14 protein-coding genes are annotated in these 18359 nt (G+C 72.2%); 9 read left to right on the top strand and 5 right to left on the bottom strand.

Features of this window, described 5'->3' with window-relative positions:
- Nucleotides 1–56: 56 nt before the first annotated feature.
- The gene (locus G569_RS65080; protein WP_053227863.1) at nucleotides 57–3572 is read left to right on the top strand and encodes a reprolysin-like metallopeptidase; all 3516 of its coding nucleotides are present in this window, start codon (nucleotides 57–59) and stop codon (nucleotides 3570–3572) included.
- Between the two features lie 93 nt (nucleotides 3573–3665).
- Nucleotides 3666–6881 (top strand): serine/threonine-protein kinase, encoded by a 3216-nt coding sequence (locus G569_RS60350; protein WP_053227862.1) that lies wholly within the window; start codon nucleotides 3666–3668, stop codon nucleotides 6879–6881.
- Here the strand turns inward: G569_RS60350 and G569_RS0143405 are convergent.
- Together G569_RS0143405 and G569_RS0143400 are read right to left on the bottom strand one after the other, a co-directional pair.
- Nucleotides 6869–7408: a hypothetical protein gene (locus tag G569_RS0143405; RefSeq protein WP_028068045.1), complete on the bottom strand. Its 540-nt coding sequence runs from the start codon at nucleotides 7406–7408 to the stop codon at nucleotides 6869–6871. The two genes, G569_RS60350 and G569_RS0143405, sit on opposite strands and share 13 nt — an antisense overlap.
- Before the next feature lie 114 nt (nucleotides 7409–7522).
- A complete protein-coding gene (locus G569_RS0143400) occupies nucleotides 7523–8191 on the bottom strand; it encodes an FHA domain-containing protein (protein ID WP_084286355.1) in 669 nt (222 codons plus the stop codon).
- A gap of 78 nt (nucleotides 8192–8269) precedes the next feature.
- Between G569_RS0143400 and G569_RS65075 the strand changes: the two genes are divergently transcribed.
- Entirely contained in the window at nucleotides 8270–10903 is a 2634-nt protein-coding gene (locus tag G569_RS65075) for a hypothetical protein (protein WP_211233268.1), read from the top strand.
- On the opposite strand, the gene G569_RS0143390 is transcribed toward G569_RS65075, so the two are convergent.
- A complete protein-coding gene (locus G569_RS0143390) occupies nucleotides 10860–11345 on the bottom strand; it encodes a hypothetical protein (protein ID WP_028068042.1) in 486 nt (161 codons plus the stop codon). The genes G569_RS65075 and G569_RS0143390 overlap by 44 nt on opposite strands.
- A 74-nt stretch (nucleotides 11346–11419) precedes the next feature.
- On the opposite strand from G569_RS0143390, the gene G569_RS0143385 reads away from it, so the two are divergent.
- Entirely contained in the window at nucleotides 11420–12247 is an 828-nt protein-coding gene (locus G569_RS0143385; protein ID WP_028068041.1) for a patatin-like phospholipase family protein, read from the top strand.
- Between the two features lie 8 nt (nucleotides 12248–12255).
- Entirely contained in the window at nucleotides 12256–13233 is a 978-nt protein-coding gene (locus G569_RS0143380; protein WP_037503502.1) for a 1-acyl-sn-glycerol-3-phosphate acyltransferase, read from the top strand.
- Here G569_RS0143380 and G569_RS56645 read toward each other — a convergent pair.
- Nucleotides 13203–14438, bottom strand: a complete 1236-nt coding sequence (locus tag G569_RS56645; protein WP_053227861.1) for an MFS transporter — start codon at nucleotides 14436–14438, stop codon at nucleotides 13203–13205. The genes G569_RS0143380 and G569_RS56645 overlap by 31 nt on opposite strands.
- Nucleotides 14439–14493: 55 nt before the next feature.
- On the opposite strand from G569_RS56645, the gene G569_RS0143370 reads away from it, so the two are divergent.
- Entirely contained in the window at nucleotides 14494–14964 is a 471-nt protein-coding gene (locus G569_RS0143370) for a winged helix-turn-helix transcriptional regulator (protein ID WP_028068039.1), read from the top strand.
- 15 nt (nucleotides 14965–14979) lie between these two features.
- On the opposite strand, the gene G569_RS56640 is transcribed toward G569_RS0143370, so the two are convergent.
- Nucleotides 14980–15879 (bottom strand): LysR family transcriptional regulator, encoded by a 900-nt coding sequence (locus tag G569_RS56640; protein WP_037503499.1) that lies wholly within the window; start codon nucleotides 15877–15879, stop codon nucleotides 14980–14982.
- Nucleotides 15880–15990: 111 nt separating this feature from the next.
- Here G569_RS56640 and G569_RS0143360 point away from each other — a divergent pair, with 111 nt between their 5' ends.
- From G569_RS0143360 to G569_RS0143350, 3 genes are read left to right on the top strand one after another with little or no spacing between them, the layout of a single operon-like run.
- Nucleotides 15991–16815 (top strand): fumarylacetoacetate hydrolase family protein, encoded by an 825-nt coding sequence (locus tag G569_RS0143360; protein ID WP_028068038.1) that lies wholly within the window; start codon nucleotides 15991–15993, stop codon nucleotides 16813–16815.
- Nucleotides 16815–17669: a VOC family protein gene (locus G569_RS0143355; RefSeq protein WP_028068037.1), complete on the top strand. Its 855-nt coding sequence runs from the start codon at nucleotides 16815–16817 to the stop codon at nucleotides 17667–17669. The genes G569_RS0143360 and G569_RS0143355 overlap by 1 nt, the downstream gene beginning before the upstream one ends.
- Nucleotides 17669–18358 (top strand): SDR family NAD(P)-dependent oxidoreductase, encoded by a 690-nt coding sequence (locus tag G569_RS0143350; RefSeq protein ID WP_037503494.1) that lies wholly within the window; start codon nucleotides 17669–17671, stop codon nucleotides 18356–18358. Before G569_RS0143355 ends, G569_RS0143350 begins: the two co-directional genes overlap by 1 nt.
- Nucleotide 18359 lies beyond the last annotated feature (1 nt).

Below are 18359 nucleotides of genomic sequence, written 5' to 3'. Positions count from 1 at the left end.
GCTCCGCGGAGGGGCAGGTTAAGGACGACTCTGGGGGGTCGAGGATGGCGAGAGGGATGCGGGTCGCGGCGACGTTGAGCTTGGGACTCGCGGTGATCGCGGCTGCGCCCGCGGTGGCCGCAGCGCAGGCACGGAGCAGCGTCTGGGACGCGGTGTCGGGGAGTCTCCCCGCCACGAAGGGAGGTTCACCGGCGGACATCAGACCGTCCTCCTACCGGGCGTTCACGCTCGACCAGGCCGGCCTGAAGGCCGGGCTGAAGGCGGCCCCGAAGGCGGGGCTGCGCTCGGCGGCGCCGAGCGGGTCCACGTTGCTGACGCTGCCGTCCCCGAAGGGCGGCTTCGAGCGCTTCGAGGTCTACGAGGCACCGATCATGGAGCCCAAGCTCGCCGCGGCGCACCCGGACATCAAGACCTACGCCGGCCGCGGGATCGACGACCCGACGTCCACGATCCGCGCCGACACGTCGAACGCGCTCGGCTTCCACGCCAGCGTCCGCTCGTCGGACGGCGCCTGGTACATCGACCCGTACTACCGCAACGACGACAGCGTCTACATCAGCTACTTCGCCAAGGACGTCGCGCCTGACGACACGCAGTTCGTGGAGCGCGAGGGCGACGCCGACCCGTTCGCGCTCGGCGCCGGCCCGTTCAAGACCAAGTCCGCCGCGGGGCCATCGGTCCAGCTGCGCACCTACCGGCTGGCGCTGATCACCGACCCGACCTACGCCACCTACTTCGGCGGGTCGGCCAATGTGACCCCGGCCAAGGTCACGCTGATGAACCGGGTCGACCAGATCTACGAGGACGAGACCGCGATCCGGCTCGTGCTGATCAACGACACCGACAAGACCAACCTCGACACGGCCGCGCTCGCCACCGACCCGAACGGGCCGTGCGGCGCCGCCGCGTGCTACACGACGGCGCAGCTGTCGACCTGCGGCAGCGGCACGCTCGGCCGCAACCGGATCGTGCTCGGTCAGATCATCGGCGCCGCCAACTACGACGTCGGCCACATCATGCTCGGCCGCAACGGCGGCGGCGTGGCCAGCCTCGGCGTGATCGGTCAGAACGGGAAGGCCCAGGGCTGCACCGGCCTGCCGACCCCGGTCGGCGACTTCATGGCCGTCGACTACGTGGCGCACGAGATGGGCCACCAGTTCGCCGGCAATCACACCTTCAACGGCGTGCAGTCCAACTGCTCGGCCGGCAACCGCAACGCGGGCACGTCCGTCGAGCCGGGCTCGGGCTCCTCGATCATGGCCTACGCCGGCATCTGCCAGTCCGACAACCTGCAGCCGCACTCGGACCCGTACTGGTCGCAGCGCAGCTACGACGAGATCACGGCGCTGGTGACGGGCGTGCGCCCGAACGTCAACGAGGTCCAGACGATCTCGCTGCGCGGCTTCGACGGCACGGACTCCCTGACCCTCGGCTTCAAGGGCACGACCGTCGGCCCGTTCGTCCGCGGCACCAACTACACCGCGGCCGACATCCAGGGCGCGCTGAACGGCCAGGAGGTCCAGAACGTCGTCCTGACCGGCTATGACGCGAACGGCGACTCGTACGCGCTCACCTACAAGGGCGCGACCTCGGTGCCGATCGTCCGCGGTCAGAACAACACCGCAGCGGGCATCACCGCCGCGCTGATGGGCGGGAGCGAGTCCCAGGCCGTCACGCTCGGCTCCTTCAACGCCACCACCCAGTCGTTCCAGCTCGCGGTCGGCGCGACCACGTCGCCGACGGTCTTCGGCCTCGGCGGCGTGGCGGTCAACGCGACCAACCTGCAGACCGCGATCAGCGCGATCACCGGGGTCGGCACCGCGACCGTCACCGGCGCCGGCAACACGGGCTTCACCGTGACGTTCGGCGGCACCGCGGCCAACACCGACATCGCGGCGCTCTCGATCGTCAACTGCACCGGTACGTGCACCTCATCCGTGCGCGAGAACGTGAAGGGCAGCCCGGCGCTCGCGACGTGGCCGGCGGGCGCCACCGTCACGGTCGGCACGATCACCGACGCGGGCTACAACCTGCTCTTCGGCGGCACGCTGGCCGGCGTCGACGTCGACCCGCTGAGCGTCTCCAACGCGACCGGCGCGACCGGAGCCGTGGTCGAGACGACCAAGGGCACGCCCGGGATCGTGGGTGCGGGCGGTACGGCGACCGTCGCCGGCTTCGGCGCCGGCACGTTCGACGACACCGGGTTCCAGGTGACGTTCGGCGGCACGCTCGCCGGCCTGGATCAGCCGTCGCTGGACCTGACCGTCACCGGCGGCACCGGCTTCGTGGGCGAGACCGCCCACGGCGGCCCGCCCGGCAACAACGGCAACATCGTCACCGACACCGGCAACCACTCGCCGGACGTGACCGTGCCGGCCGGGTTCACGATCCCGCCGCGGACGCCGTTCACGCTGACCGGCTCGGCGACCGACTCCGACGGCGACCCGCTGACCTACATGTGGGAGCAGAACGACCGCGGCGGCCTGCCCAACGGCGGCTCGACCGCGGGCACCGGCCTGGTCGCGCAGCCGAAGACCAACGGCCCGCTGTTCCGCCAGTTCGGGACGTCGGCCGAGGTCTCGGCGACCGACACGCTCAAGTACCACTCGCCGGGCGAGAACGCCGTCAACAGCAACCCGAGCCGCACGTTCCCGGACCTGGCGCAGATCATGTCGGGCAACACGAACGCGGCCACGGGCACGTGCCCGACCTGGACGCCGGTCACGGCCACGGCCTCGCAGGACGCCCGCGACTGCTTCTCGGAGTACCTGCCGACGAGCGAGTACGTCGGCTTCCTCGGCGACCGCACGCTGAACTTCCGCCTGACGGCGCGCGACAGCAAGCCGGGCGGCGGGTCGATCGGGTTCGCCCAGACCAAGGTGACGATCGCGCCGCTCGCCGGCCCGTTCCGCGTCACCTCGCAGGCGGTCTCGCAGGTCCTCTACGGCACGATCGCGCAGACGATCACGTGGGACGTCGCCGGCACGGACGTCTCGCCGATCAACACGGCCAACGTGAAGATCAGCCTGATCTCCGACCAGGGTGAGACCGTGATCGCCGACAACGTGCCCAACACGGGCACGTGGACCGGCACCTGGCCGAACGTCGCCGGCACCCACGCCCGCGTCAAGGTCGCGGCGGTCGGGAACATCTTCTTCGATGTCTCCGACGCCGACCTGACGTCGGTCGTGGCCCCGACCGCCCCGGTGGGCGGCTCGGTGCCGGCCACGCTCGCGCTGACGATGGGCGCCCCGGCGAACTTCGGGCCGTTCACGCCCGGCGTCGCCAAGGAGTACACGGCCTCGACCACGGCGAACGTGATCTCCACCGCGGGCGACGCGACCCTGTCGGTCGCCGATCCGAGCACCACGTTCCCGGGCCGGCTGGTCAACGGGACGTTCGCCCTGCCGCAGCCGCTGCAGGGCCTCGGCGTCATCAAGACCTGGGCCGCGCCGACCTCGAACGAGTCCGTCCCGATCACCTTCAAGCAGGCGATCGGCTCGAGCGACGCGCTCCGTACGGGCACGTACTCGAAGACGCTGACGTTCACGCTGTCGACCACGACCCCGTAAAGACGGCACAACCGCGCCCTCGGGTCTCCGAGGGCGCGGCCTGATCCGCCGAGGGGTTGCGCCACGCGGCGCGGATCGGCGAGGATCGCTCCGATGACCGAGCTGGTGGTCGGCTCCACCTTCGCCGAGCACGAGATCGTGGCGGTGGCCGGACGCGGAGGGATGGGCGTCGTCTACCGGGCGCGGCACATCCCGCTCAAGCGCGAGGTCGCGCTGAAGGTGATCGCCCCGGCGCTGTCGGCCGACGAGGAGTTCCGGGCGCGGTTCCGGCGCGAGGCCGAAGTCGCCGCCTCGATCCAGCACCCCAACGTCGTCGCGATCCACCACGCCGGCGAGGCGGACGGCCGCCTCTACGTGACGATGCGCTTCGTCGACGGCGTCGACCTCGCGACGGTCGTCGCGCGCGACGGGCCGCTCCCGCCCGCGCGCGCCGCCGCGGTGGTGGCCCAGGTCGCCGGCGCGTTGGACGCCGCCCACGCGTGCGGAGTCGTTCACCGCGACGTCAAGCCCGCGAACGTGCTCCTGGACGGCGAGCAGGCGATCCTGACCGACTTCGGGCTGACGACGCGCGCGGACGGTTCCTCCACGGCGGCGGGAACGATGCTCGGCAGCTTCGACTACATGGCGCCGGAACAGATCGAGGAGAGCCCGGTCGACGCGCGCACGGACGTGTACGCGCTCGGCGCGGTGCTCTACTTCGCCCTCACCGGCTCGGTGCCGTTCCCGCGCGAGAACCTCGGCGCGAAGCTGCACGCCCACCTGACGGCGCCGCCACCCGAACTCGGCCATGCACAGCTGTCGGCCGTGGTCGCCAGGGCGCTCGCGAAGGCGCCCGGCGAGCGCTACGCGACCGCGGGCGCGCTCGGCTGCGCCGCGTTGGCCGCGGTCGAGCCGGGGACCGGGTTCGTCGGCCGCGCCGGGCCGCTGGACCGGATCGAGCACAAGTTCGCGCTGGTCGCGCAACGCCGCCGGCAGTTCGTCCTGCTCGCGGGCGAGCCCGGGATCGGCAAGACGCGGCTGGCGCTGGAGGCCGCTCGGCGCACCGGCGCCGTCGTCCTGCACGGGCGCTCCGACGCGGACTCGCTCGTGCCCTACCAGCCGTTCGTCACCGCTCTCTCACGCCACTTCGCCGCCGGGAACGACCTTGAGCTGCCGACCGGGTTGGAGCCCGAGTTGCAGGAGCTGGCGCGGCTGATCCCGGCGTTGCGCCACCGCGTCCGCGACTCGATCGCCGACGACCCCGAGATGCGTCGCTACCGGCTGTTCGCGGCGGTCGCGCGCGTGCTCGACTCGCTCGGGCCGGTCGTGCTCGTGCTCGACGACCTGCAGTGGGCGGACGCGTCGACCGTCCGGCTGCTCACGCATCTGCTGCGCGACGCCGAGCCGTCGTGCCTGCTCGTGATCGGCACGGTGCGCGAGCCCGCGCCGGCGATGGCGGCGCTCTATCGCGACTGGGAGCGGATCGCGCTGGGCGGGCTCGACGCGACCGAGGTCCGGGCGCTCGTCGGCGCCGAGCACGATGTCGCGAGCCTGCTCGAACGCACCGACGGGAACCCCTTCTTCATCCAGGAGACGCTCCGCAGCCTCGCCGACGCGGGCGGTGATCTCGACGCGCTGGAGGTCCCGGAGAGCGTGAAGGCGCTGATCGCTTCACGGCTGTCGCGGCTGGACGCGACCACGGTGGAGGTGCTCACGCTGGCCTCGGTGGTCGGCCGCGAGTTCGGGTTGGACGTGATCGAGGCCCTCGTCGACGCGCCGGAGGAGGAGCTGATCTCGGGGCTCGAGGACGCCGTCGCGGCGGGGCTGGTGCGCGAGCTGCCCGACGTGCCCGACCGCTTCGCGTTCGTGCACGCGCTGGTGCGCGAGACGCTCTACGAGCGCCAGAGCACGAGCCGTCGCGTCCGCGCCCACCACCGGATCGCGCTCGCGCTCGAGGGTCGCGCGCCCGCGGCCGAGCTGGCGCACCACTTCCGCGCGGCCCGCCACCTCGACACGGGCGGCGCCGCCGTCCGGTACTCGGTCCTGGCGGCCGAGCAGGCGACCGCATCGCTGGCCTACGACGAGGCGGTCGCGCATCTGCGGGTCGCGGCGGCGGAGCGGCAGGACGCCGCGCTGCTGGTGGCGCTGGGCGCGGCCGAGCAGCGGGCGGGCGACCCGGCGGCGGCGACGACGTTTCGCGCTGCGGCCGGTCTGGCGCGCGAAGCCGGCGACGGCGACCGGCTGGCCGAGGCGGCGCTCGGGCTGGCCGGCCGCGGCGTGCAGGGCGCGTCGATCGACACGGGCCCCGTTGCGCTGCTCGAAGAGGCGCTGCACGGCTGCTCGGGCGCCCTGGCGGCGCGCGTGCTCGCGGCGCTGGCGAACGCGCTGCACTTCGCGGCCGGCGAGGCGCGGGTGAACGACCTGAGCGCCCGGGCGCTCGCGGCGGCCCAGGCGAGCGGGGACCCGGTCGCGCTCGTGGCCGCCATCGAGAGCCGCCACGGTGCGCGCTTTCACATCTCGCACCTGGACGAGCGCCTGGCGCTCGGGAGCGAGTTGCTCGAATTGGCGCTGTCGATCGCCGACCGCGAGCTCGAAGGGCTCGCGCTCCACTGGCGCGTGTACGACCTGATCGAAGGCGGCGAGGTCGCCGCGGCGCGGACCGCGCACTCCCGGCTCGCCGCGCTCGCGGCGGAGCGTCGCCAGCCGCGGTTGGCCTACGACGCGCTGCGCTGGGACCTCGTGTGGGCGCAGATGGCCGACGAGTTGGAGACGGCGGACACGCTGATCGAACGCGTCCACGAGCTAGGGCGCCGCGCGCTGGCGCCCGAGGCGGACACCGAGTACGCGGCGCAGCGGCTCGCGCTCGCCTACCGTCAGGGCGCGATCGCGGGGCTCGCCCCGATGCTCGCCGGGGCGGTGGAGGCGAACCCGCACCTGGTCCTCTACCGGCCCGCCCTGGCGCTCGCGCTCGGCCGCGCGGGCGACCGCGACGGCTGCCGGCGCGAGTTCGAGGCCCTGGCCGGCGACGGGTTCGCGGCGGTCCCGCGCGACATCCTGTGGTTCAGCGCGATCTGCCTGCTGGGCGAGGTTTGCGCGCTGCTCGGCGATGCCGAGCGCGCTCGTGTCCTGTACGCGCTGATCCTGCCGCACCGCGAGCGCAACGTGATGGTGGGCATGGCGACCTGCTGGGGCTCGGCCGAGCGCTATCTCGCGCTGCTGGCCGCCGCGGCCGGCGATGCGGCCGCGGCGGACGAGCACGTCGCGCTCGCGCTCGCGCGCAACGCGGCGAGCGGGATCACGTCGATGGTGCGGCTGATTCAGGACCAGTAGACGTACGCGGAGGACGCGTAGTCGTTGAACCAGTACGGGATGTTGGTCTTCACATTGGCGCCGACGACGAAGACGCTGCCGCGGTAGCCGGTCTCGGAGTACAGGACGGCGGGGACGCCGTGGGTGTAGACCGACGAGATCGCGTCGTTGTAGTTCGAGCAGAACCAGAGGAAGCAGCCGACCCGGTAGAGATCGCTCTCGCCGTAGCCGGAGTTGATGTTGAACGCCCAGCCGTAGCCGTCGTAGTGCTGGTAGAAGGTGGCGTAGTCGCCGTTCCACGTCGCCTTGGCCTTGGGCTTGGTGGCCTTGCGCGGCGCCTTGGAGAGATCGAGCTTCATCGTGTCGCGCACGTAGGCCTCGAACGTGGCCTTGTTCTTGAACGTGAGCGGCGCCTTGCCGGTCTCGGTCTGGACCTGGTAGCGCGGCTTGGCGGCGGGCTTGCCGGCCGCTGCGTGCGCCGGGGCGGCGACGACGGCCGCGGCGAGCAGGGCCGCGGCGGCGGCACGGCAGAGGAGCTTGGGGGACATTCGCGTGACTCCTGGTCGGGGGACGCGATGACGATCTCGTCACGGCGGCCTGCCGGCCAGAGGCCCTAGGGGGTCAGTCGCGCGCCCTCAGGGGTGGCGTGGGTGGCGCTTTCGTCACCCCTGGAAGTCGCGCGTGGTGACGATCCCGGCGTTGAGCGCCTTCCAGGCCAGCTGCGCGCGCTTCTGGTTCTGCGGGAGGTCCTCGATCTCGAGCACGTCGGCCACGCGTCGCAGATGCGTCTTGACCGCGTCGACGCTCAGATGCAGCTGTGCGGCGATCGCCTTGTTGGTCGCCGGGGGACCGTAGGGCGTGTCCTGGAGCGGGCGGCAGAGCTCGACCAGCACGCGCCGCTGCGCGGGTGAGAGCGCACTCGGAGCCACGCGCATGACCCGGTGCGTCTCGTCGTCGAGCGTCGCGTCCGGGCTGCGGAAGGTGAGCTGCACGCTGCCGCAGGCGATCACGTCGCCGTCGTCGAGCCGGCGCCGCGCGACGACCCGCGTGCCGTTGACGAACGTGCCGTTGCTCGAGAGCCCATCGTCCACGAGCGTCCACGCGCCGCCGACCGGCTCGAGCACCGCGTGCACGCGTGAGATCTCGCGGTCCCAGCCGAGCGTGACCCCGCTGTCGGGGCGACGCCCGATCGGCACCGGGGCACCGTCGCCGGTGAGGACGAAGACCTGCTGGCGGCCGTCCGCGTCGCGGTAGAGCAGGAACGGCCGTCCGCCGCGCTCCGCATCCGCGCGGGCCCGCACCTCGGCGACCGACTGCGCAGGGAAGGCCATCCCGCGATCGTACTCAGGGTGCTCGGCTCAGGGTGATGCCCGATGACGTCACGTGGCCGTTTCGAGACGGTCTCGTTCATGAACCCGAAACTGATCCTGGCGGTGGCGCTCGCGCTCCTGCTGCTGGTCTCCGCACCGGCGCAGGGGCAGACGCGCACGCCGACGCCTGAGCCGACCTCGACCGCGCCGACACCGACACCCACACCCACGCCGACCCCCACACCGACGCCGACGGCGACGGCCACGCCCACTCCGCCCGAGCCGACGTCGACCAATCAACCGCCCGTCGCGCAGATCGCCACCGGCTGTCAGCCGGGCGGGGTCTGCTCCGGCCTCTACGCCCGCGAGGAGCGGCCGCACACACTCGACGGCACGCCGAGCCACGACCCGGACGGCACGATCGTGCGCTACGAGTGGACCGTCGAGGGCGTGACGCTGGAGGCCGGCCCGACGCTCACCCACACCTTCACGCCCCACGAGCTCGTCGACGACCGCAAGCGGACCGTCCGCCTGCAGGTGACCGACGACAGGGGAGCGACCGCGGAGACCTCGATCACGCTGCGGCTGCTCGAGCCGACGTGTGAATCCACCGTCCAGCTCGGACGTCTGAGGGCCACCGGCCTCTGCATGCGCCACCGCAAGCAGCAGTGGACCTCCAAGGACCCGATCACGGTCAACGGCATGACGATCACACCGGCCGCCGGCCGCACCGTGACGATCGCCAAGGACCGCATCTCCTCGACCGGCGCGAAGGTGACCTTCACCGCCAAAGGCGCGCCCGTCACGCTGCTCGACGGGAACTTCGCCTGGGGCCTCGCCGACGGCATCCACCTCACCGGCGTCAAGCCCACCGGTCGCCTCAACGGCCTGGAGATCACCGGCGCCACCGCCGAGCTGAGCGCCGACAAGAGCTCCTCCAAGCTCGGCGTGCGGGTCGCGCTCCCGACCCAGTTCGGCGGCCCGACCTCCGACGACCCGATCGTCCTCACCCCCGGCAAGGCCGCCGCGGCCGCGTCCGAGCCGCTGCACTTCTCCGTCCGGGACGCGAAGATCGGTCCGATCGGCCTCGACCACCTCGACGTCGCGTTCGACGGCGAGGACCTGTGGACGATCAGCGCGGGCGTCGCCCTGCCCGAGCCGATCGCGGCCCGGATCGACGGCGACGCCGGCATCCGCAACGGCGACTTCGAGCACGCGGGGGCCTCGCTGACGTTCCCGTCGCCGGGCATCGGCCCGCTCGGCCCGATCTTCCTTCAGCGGATCGCGTTCCGCGTCGAGCTCAAGCCCAAGCAGAGCCAATGCGTGGGGAAGACCGGCATCGAGACGATCGACATGCGCAAGATGCTGCACGACATCACGGGCCGCTGGTTCGACGTCGACGACCTGCGCATCGACCACGGCATCCCGACGTTCGCGCTGTGCGGCGAGGTCGGGCTGACCGCCGGCCCGACCGTGCTCGGCGCGGCCGCGATCCGGCTCGACGCCGGCCTCGGCGTCGCCACGTACGCCGACCGTCCCACGGTCTTCCGCGCGTTCGGCGACGTCAGCCTCGTCGAGATCCCGCTTGCCAAGGCCGAGATGGAGGTCCACACCAACGGCTACACCCGCATGCACGCGCGGTTCGACTGGGGGATCGAGGACCTGGCGACGCTCAAGGGCGGGCTGTCGTTCGAGATGCTCGCGCCGAAGTTCAACGCGACCGCCTACGTCGACGCCTGCCTGGAGTTCGTCGACTGGTGCGCGGGCGGGAAGGCGCTCGTGTCCTCCAAGGGCGTCGCCGTCTGCCTGAAGATCGACCTCATCTTCGACGACTGGCACCCCGGCTTCGGCTACGCGTGGGGCGACCCGCTGCCGACCCTGTACTTCGCCGGCTGTGACGTCGGCTCGTACAAGGAGCACATCAACGCGCACTCGGCGCAGATCGAGACCGAGCGGGCGATCGACTTCCCGGCCGGGCTCCCCGGCGCCACGATCGTCGCGCAAGGTCAGGGCGCGCCGCCCAAGGTCACGCTGATCGGCCCGAAGGGCGAGCGGATCACCGCTCCGGACGGTCTCAAGCCTGTCGAGCAGGCGCCGTTCCTGATCCTCAAAGACCCGCGCGCGGACCTGACGCAGTTCGTCATCGCCAAGCCGTCCGCCGGCCGCTGGCGCGTCGTGGTCGAGCCCGGCTCGGCACCGCTGAGATCGTTGAAGTCCGCCGAGGGCCTGCAGCCGCCGAAGCTCCAGGCCAAGGTCACCGGCCGCGGCCAGACGCGCGCGCTGACGTATGCGACCGATCAGCGCGTCACGTTCATCGAGCGCGGCGCGAGCACCGGCAACACGCTCGGCACCGTGAACGGCAAGGGCAAGCTGACGTTTCACCCGGCGGCGGGCGCGGCCGAGGAGCGCACGATCGTCGCGCTCGTCGAGGGCCGTGGCGAGTACGAGGTCGCCCGCTACACGGCGCCGGCGGCGGCGCGGCCGGGGAGGACCCGCGGGCTGAGGGTCACCCACCGCGGGACGCGGGTGCGCGTCGCGTGGAAGGACCGCGGGACGCACGAGGCGACGATCCGCCTCGCCGACGGCCGCCGGATCGTCCGTCACACGCGCAAGCGCACGCTGACCGTCGGCGGCGTCAAGCGCGCCACGACCGGCACGGTCAGCGTCAAGGCGGTGCTGGAGAACGGCGTCAGCGGAGCGCCGGCGCGAGCTCGCGTCGGGCGGGGAACCTGACCGGGCGCGCGAAGCCCGTCCCCAGGACGATGCGGTCATAGAGCGGCGGGTCCCCGGCGAGGATCGCGGGGACCTGCCGCAGCCGCGTCACCACGGCCTGGCCGTCGATCTTCGCGACCGCCGCGTAGACCCCCTGACGGAGGCCTTCACGCAGGAACGCCGAGTACAGCGCATGGCGAACCACCGCGTCCTCGGACACGGACGAGGCCATGTCCCAGGTGAAGAACGGGTCCAATCCGGGCACCGGACCGACCTCGTTGAGGGTCTTCAGCCCAGCGGGCGAGTCTCCGATCACGCGGATCATCCCGACCACGCGCCCGTCCTCGACCGCGACGAAGAACAGCGAAGCGCGCTCGTATCCGTCCTCGAACGCCGTCGGCTCGAGCGCGCGGGCGTGCTCGGCGAGCGGGTCCTGCGGGTACGCGATGTGCACCTCGAGCATTTCGGTGCGCAACCGTACGAACTGCGGGCCGCCCGCCGAACCCGTCCATCCGTCCACCCGGTAGGTTCGGGCTCATGGACGCGTTCGTGCTCGGCGGCGGAGGGCAGCTCGGGGCAAGCGAGGTGGGGATGCTGCGCGCGCTGCTCGAGCGGGGGATCACGCCCGACCTCGTGGTCGGGACCAGCGTGGGGGCGATCAACGGCGCCGCCGTGGCGTCGGAGCCGACGACCGCGATGGTCGCGCGGCTGCAGGCCACCTGGTCGGACATCGAGCGCTCGGACGTCTTCGCCGGCTCGTTCTTCAACCGCCTCGCCACGCTCGCCCGCACCGGCACCCACCTGCACGGCAACGACGCGTTGCGGGCCACGATCACCGAGGCGCTCCCGATCGCGCTGATCCAGGATCTGCCGGTGCGCTTCCAGTGCGTCGCGGCCTCGATCGAGCGCGCCGCCGAGCACTGGTTCATCGACGGCCCGGTGGTGGACGCGGTCCTCGCCAGCGCCGCGGTGCCCGGCATCCTGCCGCCGGTCGAGGTGCGCGGCGAGCACTACATCGACGGCGGGATCGTCAACAGCATCCCGGTCGATCGGGCCGTGCAGCTCGGCGCGACGCGCATCTTCGTCATGCACGTCGGCCGGCTCGACCGCCCGCTGGAGCCGCCGCGCTGGCCGTGGGAGGTCGCGCTGGTGGCGTTCGAGATCGCGCGCCGGCACCGCTTCCTCGGCGACCTCGCGTCGCTGCCTGAGAACGTCGAGATCCACGTGCTGCCGACCGGCCAGCCGGAGCCGCCGAAGTACAACGACCTCTCGGCGCTGCGCTACCGCGTCCAGGCGGGCGTGGGGGAGAGCATCGACCGCGCGTACGAGGCCTCGTCGACGTACCTGGCGGAGCGCGAGCTGTGAGGTCGCCGATGCTCCGGCGGGCGCTGGTCGCGCCGCTGATCCTCGCGGTCGAGTTCGGGGTGCTCGTCTTCGCCCCGTTCCTCGCGGCGGCGTCCGCGGTGTTGTCGCTGATCTTCGGCGGGCGCCGCCCGATCCGGGTGCTGGCGCTCGCCCTGGCGTGGGCGAGCACCCACATCGCCAGCGTCGGCGCCTGCGTCGTCCTCGCCGGGGCGGGGCACCGTGAGCACTACGGCGTCATGCGCTGGTTCGTCGGGTCGGTCGCGCGCACCGCGCTGCGGGTCGCCCGCGTGCGGGTCGAGGTCCGCGACTCGGCGGCGGCCGAGGCCGTGCTCTCCGCGCGCGAGACGCCGGTCCTGGCGCTCAGCATCCACTCCGGCGAGGGCGACTCGCTGCTCGTCCTGGACCTGCTCCTGCGCCGCCACCACCGCAACCCGCGGATCGTCATGCACCAGGCGCTTGCGCTGGACCCGCTGATCGACATGCTCGGCAACCGCCTGCCGAACCGGTTCATCGACCCGCGCGGCGGCGACATCGAGGTCGAGATCGCCGCGATGAGCCGCGACCTCGGCGCCGCCGACGCGGTCCTGATCTTCCCGGAGGGCGGCAACTTCACCCCGGAGCGGCGGATCGCGAGCATCCAGCGCCTGCTCAAGCGCGGCCATCACCATCAGGCGGCGCAGGCCGAGGCGATGACGAACATCTCGGCGCCGCGCCCGGGCGGCGCGCTCGCCGCGCTGGAGAGCGCGCCGGACGCCGACGTCGTCTTCCTCGCCCACCATGGCTTCCCCGACGGCTTCGGCCAGGCCTGGCGCGAGCTCCCCGAGCGGACGCCGATCCTGGTCCAGATGTGGCACGTGCCGGCCGGGGAGATCCCGGCCGGCACGGAGGCCCGCATCGAGTGGCTGTTCGACTGGTGGAAGCGGCTCGACGCGTGGGTCGGCGAGCAGCGGGCGGCTCAGGCCATCTCGACCGCGACCCGCGCCTGAGTGGGGCGCGTGCGGTAGGCCTCGAAGGCGACCGCGAGGGCGAGCGCGGCGACGACCGAGCCGAAGATCTCGAAGGTCGTCTCGAGACCGAGCGGCGTGACGAGCACGCCCGCGATCACGGCGGGCACGGAGATCGCGAGGTACGCGACGACGTAGAACGCGGACATGACCTCGGCGCGGTGCTGGGGCGGGATCGCCGCCGACAGGGCGCGGAGGCCGCCGAGGAACGCGACCCCGAAGCCGGCGCCGCCGACGACCGTCCCGAACCAGAACAGCGCGGTGGTCTCCGTCGAGGCGGCGAGCACGATCGCGATCATGCCGATCGCCAGCGCGAGCGAGCCACCGGAGGTCCCGGCCCACGGCGCGGTGCGGCCGAACGCGAGCTGGGCGGCGGCGCCGGATGCGGCGAGGGAGAAGACGCCCAGGCCGGTGACGATGTGGTTGGTCGTGCCGAGCAGCTGCGCCGAGAGCGCCGGGCCGAGTGAGATGAACAGGCCGCCGATCGCCCAGCTGGCGGTCACGGCCATCGCGGCGAGGAAGAACGGGCGGCGCACCACCGGGGGGATGTTCGGCCTCTGCGGGGTCAGTTGGACGCGGCCGGTGGCCTCGACGGGCTCGGGCATCCGCAGCGCGCCGTAGAACGCGATCGCGAACAGGGCGAAGAGCACGACGTAGGGGAGCACGCGCGGAGCGGGTGCGAGCTCGACGAGCAGTGAGGAGATCGCGATGCCGAGGCCCATGCCACCGGCGCTGACGACGCCGTTGGTGAGGCCGACCGACGCCGGGTTGCGCGTCGGATGCAGGTCCAGCAGCGCGGCCGCGGCGGCGCCGAGGGCGAGGCCGGTGGCGAGGCCCTGGATGCCGCGGGCGACGAACAGCCACACGGTCGAGTCGGCGAGCGCGAAGAGCACGCTCGTGGCCATCAACGTGGCGAGCGAGGCGAGCAGGACCGGGCGGCGGCCGATCTCGTCCGAGAGCCGGCCCGCGAACAGCAGCGAGGCGAGCACGCCGAACGCGTACGTCGCGTAGATCAGCGTCAGCACGACCGGCGAGAAGCCCCAGAGCTCGCGGTAGGTGCCGTAGAGGGGAGAAGGCGTGCCGGACGCGAACAGCGCGAGGCCGATCACCGCCGCGACATGCGCGTAAGCGACGCGGGGCGAGAGCGTGCGGCGGCCGGTCCTGGGTTCGATTTGCGTACTCAGCATGGGGTGGAGAGTAGCAGGCTAGGTTCTGATGTCAAACCCAGCTATGATGAGGCGCATGGACTACCTCCACACCGACACCGAGAACTGCTCGCTCGGCCGGGCAGTCGATCTCGTGGGGCAGCCGTGGGTCGTCCTGATCCTGCGGGAGGTCGTCTGGGGCGTCCGCCGGTTCAGCGACATGCAGGCCCACATGAACGTGTCCAAGTCGGTCCTCAGCGACCGCCTGGACCACTTGGTGACGCACGGCGTGCTGGAGCGTCGCGAGTATCGGGAGCCCGGCCAGCGCAAGCGCTTCGAGTACCACCTGACCGAGAAGGGAGCCGACCTGTACCCGGTGCTGACCGCGTTGCGTCAGTGGGGCGACAAGTACCTCGTCGGCCCCGAGGGCCCGCAGTCGCTCATCACCCACGCCGGCTGCGGCGCGCAGGTGCACGCGAAGATCATGTGCGACGCCGGCCACGAGGTGCCCGTCGAAGAGCTCGAGCGCCAGCCGGGCCCGGGCGCCCGCGAGCTCGCCACAACCTAAAGGGGCCTGACCCCTTTAGGTTGGCTCTCGGGCGGCTTCGCAGAAGCCGTGCACGAGCGGGGAGACCCGCGTGCTGTTCCACGCCAGGCAGACCTGGGTGGGTGGGATGTCGCGCACCGGCACGATCGCCACGCCGGGCTGGTGTTGCGCCGCGGCGGCGACGGACCGTGGGACGAAGCTGATCGCCGCGCCGGACGCGACGACCTCGAGCTTCTCCTCGAGGTTGCTCACCGTCGGCCCCTCGGGCGCGACGTGGCCGTCCGGGCGCGGGTTCTGGTTGTGGAACGCCTCCCAGTCGTCGCTGGCACCGCGGTGCAGGACGACCGGGTCGTCGGCCAGCTGGGCGATCTCGACCCACTTGCTCCGGGCGAGCGGGTGATCGGAGGGCAGCAGCGCGACGCGCTCCTCGGCGTAGAGCGGCACCAGCTCGAGCCCGCGCTCGTCGATCGGGAGGTGCACGAAGGCGACGTCGGCGGCGCCGTCGATCAGCACCTGCGCCTGGTCTGACCAGTAGATCCGCCGGACCTGGGTGGTGACGTCGGGACGGCGCTCGCGGAACCGGCGGATCGCGCGGGTGACGGTGGCGTCGCCGATGAAGAAGCCCACGGTGAGCGTCGGGCGCGCCTCGGCCGCCTGGCGCACACGGCGGCGCGCGGCCTCGCCCGCCGCGAGCAGCGGGCGCGCCTCGTCGACGAGCTGGCGGCCGGCGCTGGTCAGCGCGACGTTGCGGCTGGTGCGCTCGAACAGCGTCACGCCGAGCTCCTGCTCGAGCTTCTGGATCTGGCGGCTCAGGACCGGCTGGGCGAGGAAGAGCCTCTCGGCCGCACGCCCGAAGTGCAGCTCCTCGGCGACCGCGACGAAGTAGCGGAGCTTGCGCAGATCGAGGTCGAGCTGGCCGGTCGGCTCAGCATCCATGTCGCGATCGTATTGATCGGCGCGGCAAAGGTCTTGGACTTCGGTGCGTTGCGCCGCGAAGCTGTTTCCTGTCGCCGGCACCTTCCTCGCCGGCCCTGACGAAGGAGAGAGATGCGACTGGTCACGTACCAGAGGAACGGCCTTGGCCGCTCTGGGATCGTCGTGGGCGCCGACGTCTACGACACGGGGTTCGCGACGACCCGGGCGGCGTTGGAAGCCGGGTCGATCGCGCCGCGCGAGCGGGTGGGCGCGGTGGACGAGGTCGAGCTGCTGGCTCCCGTCACCGACCCCGACAAGATCATCTGCCTCGGGCTGAACTACCGCGATCACGCCGCCGAGTCCGGCCTGGCGCTGCCGAAGGCGCCGCTGCTGTTCGCGAAGTTCCGCAACTCCTTGACCGGTCCGACAGCCCCGATCGTGCTGCCGTCGCGCGGCGAGCTGATCGACTACGAGGCCGAGCTGGCGGTCGTGATCGGGCGGCGTGGCAAGGACATCGCCGAATCGGACGCCCTGGAGCACATCGCGGGCGCGATGGTCTTCAACGACGTGACCGCGCGCGACGTCCAGCACGCGACGTCGCAGTGGACGGCGGGCAAGGCGATCGACACGTTCGCGCCCTGCGGGCCCGCACTGGTCACGTTGGATGAGGCCGGCGACCTGCAGGACCTCGCGATCCGCGCTCGCGTGAACGGCGTCACCGTCCAGGACGGCCACACGAGCCAGATGATCTTCGGGGTCGCCGAGACGATCGCGTTCGTCTCCAGCCTGATGACGCTCGAGGTCGGCGACATCATCGCCACCGGCACGCCCGCGGGCGTCGGGATCTCCCGTTCGCCGCAGGTCCTCCTGCAGGACGGCGACGTGGTCGAGATCGAGATCGAGGGTCTCGGGACCTTGCGCAACCCGGTCGCGGCGCTCGTCGCCGTGGAGGCGTGATGCTGCGCGTCGCCCACGTCGGCCTGCAGGTGCCGGACCTGGACGCGAGCGTCGCGTTCGCAGAGCGGATCCTCGGCCTGCGGGTGTCCGAGCGTGCCGATGACATCGCGTACCTGACCTGCAACGAGCGCCACCACGAGCTCTCGCTGCACGCGGGTGGCGCGGCCGCGCTGGACCACATCGCGTTCGAGGTCGACGCTTCGTCGTTCGCCGCGATCGAGGCGCGCGTCGATGTGGTGGAGCGCGGCTCGGCGGGTGTCGCCGACGCCTTCCGGTTCGTGGCGCCCGGCGGGCACGTGATCGAGGTCCTGCACGGCATGGCGCACGACCAGCCGCGGCACTACGACAGCGTCGCGCCGCGGCCGCTCAAGTTCGAGCACGTCACGGTCAAGTCGACCCGCAAGGACGAGCTCGAAGCGTGCCTCGTCGACGTCCTCGGACTGCGCCTGTCGGATCGCGCCGATGACGCCGTGTCCTGGCTGCGCGCGAGCGACGAGCACCACGGTGTGTCCGTGATCGGCGCCGACGTCGACGCCCTGCACCACTACGCGTGGCAGTTCGACGCCTTCGGCACGTTCGCGCGCATCGGCGACCATCTGCTCCAGCACGGTCGCACGTTCCTCTGGGGCCCCGGCCACCACGGCATCGGCGACAACTACTTCTGCTACTACCGCGACGGCGACGGCGCCGTGGTCGAGTGCTCGGCCGGCATCCAGCGGATCGAGGACGAGGCGGCCTACGAGCCGCGCGTCTGGCCGGACGAGCCGCTGACCGTCAACCGCTGGGGCAACCCGGCGCCGCCGGCCGAGTTCGTCGACGCCTTCACGCCGCTGGCGGTCCCGGTCCCCGTGTGATGACGCGCGCCATCGTCACCGGCGCCGGGCGCGGCCTGGGGCGCGACATCGCGGCGGCCTTCGCCGCGGCGGGCGCCGAGGTCACCGCGGTCGCGCGGACCGCGAGCGACCTCGCGTCGCTGGACGGCTGCCGCGGCTTGCCGTGCGATGTCACCGACCGGGCGGCGCTCGCCTCGCTGCCCGATGCCGACGTCCTCGTCGTCAGCGCCGGCACGAACGTCCCGGAGCCGTTCCTCGACGTCGCGCCCGACACGTTCGACCGCGTCGTGGAGCTCAACCTGCGCGCGGCGTTCTTCACCGCGCAGGCCGTCGCTCGCGGGATGGTCGAGCGCCGGCACGGCTCGATCGTCTTCGTCAGCTCGCAGATGGGACACGTCGGCGCGCCGAACCGCACCGTCTACTGCGCGTCCAAGCACGCGATCGAAGGGCTGACGAAGGCGCTGGCGGTCGAGCTGGCACCGGCCGGCGTGCGTGTCAACGCGGTCGCGCCCACCTACATCCGGACGCCGATGACCGCGCCGTTCTTCGCCGACGGGGCCTTCGAGCGCGCGACCGAGGCGGCGATCCCGCTCGGCCGCATCGGCGAGCCCGAGGACGTCACCGGCGCCGTCCTGTTCCTGTGCTCTCCCGCGGCTTCGTTGATCACCGGGACGAGCCTCGTCGTCGACGGCGGCTACACCGCTCAGTGAG

It is taken from the genome of Solirubrobacter soli DSM 22325 (assembly GCF_000423665.1).
GTDB classification, from domain to species: domain Bacteria; phylum Actinomycetota; class Thermoleophilia; order Solirubrobacterales; family Solirubrobacteraceae; genus Solirubrobacter; species Solirubrobacter soli.
The sequence above is the reverse complement of the archived record's forward strand: the minus strand, read 5'-3'. Positions and strand labels throughout refer to the sequence as shown.

Excerpts from the sequence above, each read along its gene's own strand:
- G569_RS60350 (WP_053227862.1), top strand. The coding sequence starts at position 3,666 with ATGACCGAGCTGGTGGTCGGCTCCACCTTCGCCGAGCACGAGATCGTG.
- G569_RS56640 (WP_037503499.1), bottom strand. The coding sequence starts at position 15,879 with ATGGATGCTGAGCCGACCGGCCAGCTCGACCTCGATCTGCGCAAGCTC.
- G569_RS65080 (WP_053227863.1), top strand. The coding sequence starts at position 57 with ATGCGGGTCGCGGCGACGTTGAGCTTGGGACTCGCGGTGATCGCGGCT.
- G569_RS0143350 (WP_037503494.1), top strand. The coding sequence starts at position 17,669 with ATGACGCGCGCCATCGTCACCGGCGCCGGGCGCGGCCTGGGGCGCGAC.
- G569_RS0143380 (WP_037503502.1), top strand. The coding sequence starts at position 12,256 with ATGCTCCGGCGGGCGCTGGTCGCGCCGCTGATCCTCGCGGTCGAGTTC.
- G569_RS0143390 (WP_028068042.1), bottom strand. The coding sequence starts at position 11,345 with ATGCTCGAGGTGCACATCGCGTACCCGCAGGACCCGCTCGCCGAGCAC.
- G569_RS0143360 (WP_028068038.1), top strand. The coding sequence starts at position 15,991 with ATGCGACTGGTCACGTACCAGAGGAACGGCCTTGGCCGCTCTGGGATC.
- G569_RS0143385 (WP_028068041.1), top strand. The coding sequence starts at position 11,420 with ATGGACGCGTTCGTGCTCGGCGGCGGAGGGCAGCTCGGGGCAAGCGAG.
- G569_RS0143370 (WP_028068039.1), top strand. The coding sequence starts at position 14,494 with ATGGACTACCTCCACACCGACACCGAGAACTGCTCGCTCGGCCGGGCA.
- G569_RS0143355 (WP_028068037.1), top strand. The coding sequence starts at position 16,815 with ATGCTGCGCGTCGCCCACGTCGGCCTGCAGGTGCCGGACCTGGACGCG.
- G569_RS65075 (WP_211233268.1), top strand. The coding sequence starts at position 8,270 with ATGAACCCGAAACTGATCCTGGCGGTGGCGCTCGCGCTCCTGCTGCTG.
- G569_RS0143400 (WP_084286355.1), bottom strand. The coding sequence starts at position 8,191 with ATGGCCTTCCCTGCGCAGTCGGTCGCCGAGGTGCGGGCCCGCGCGGAT.
- G569_RS0143405 (WP_028068045.1), bottom strand. The coding sequence starts at position 7,408 with ATGTCCCCCAAGCTCCTCTGCCGTGCCGCCGCCGCGGCCCTGCTCGCC.
- G569_RS56645 (WP_053227861.1), bottom strand. The coding sequence starts at position 14,438 with ATGCTGAGTACGCAAATCGAACCCAGGACCGGCCGCCGCACGCTCTCG.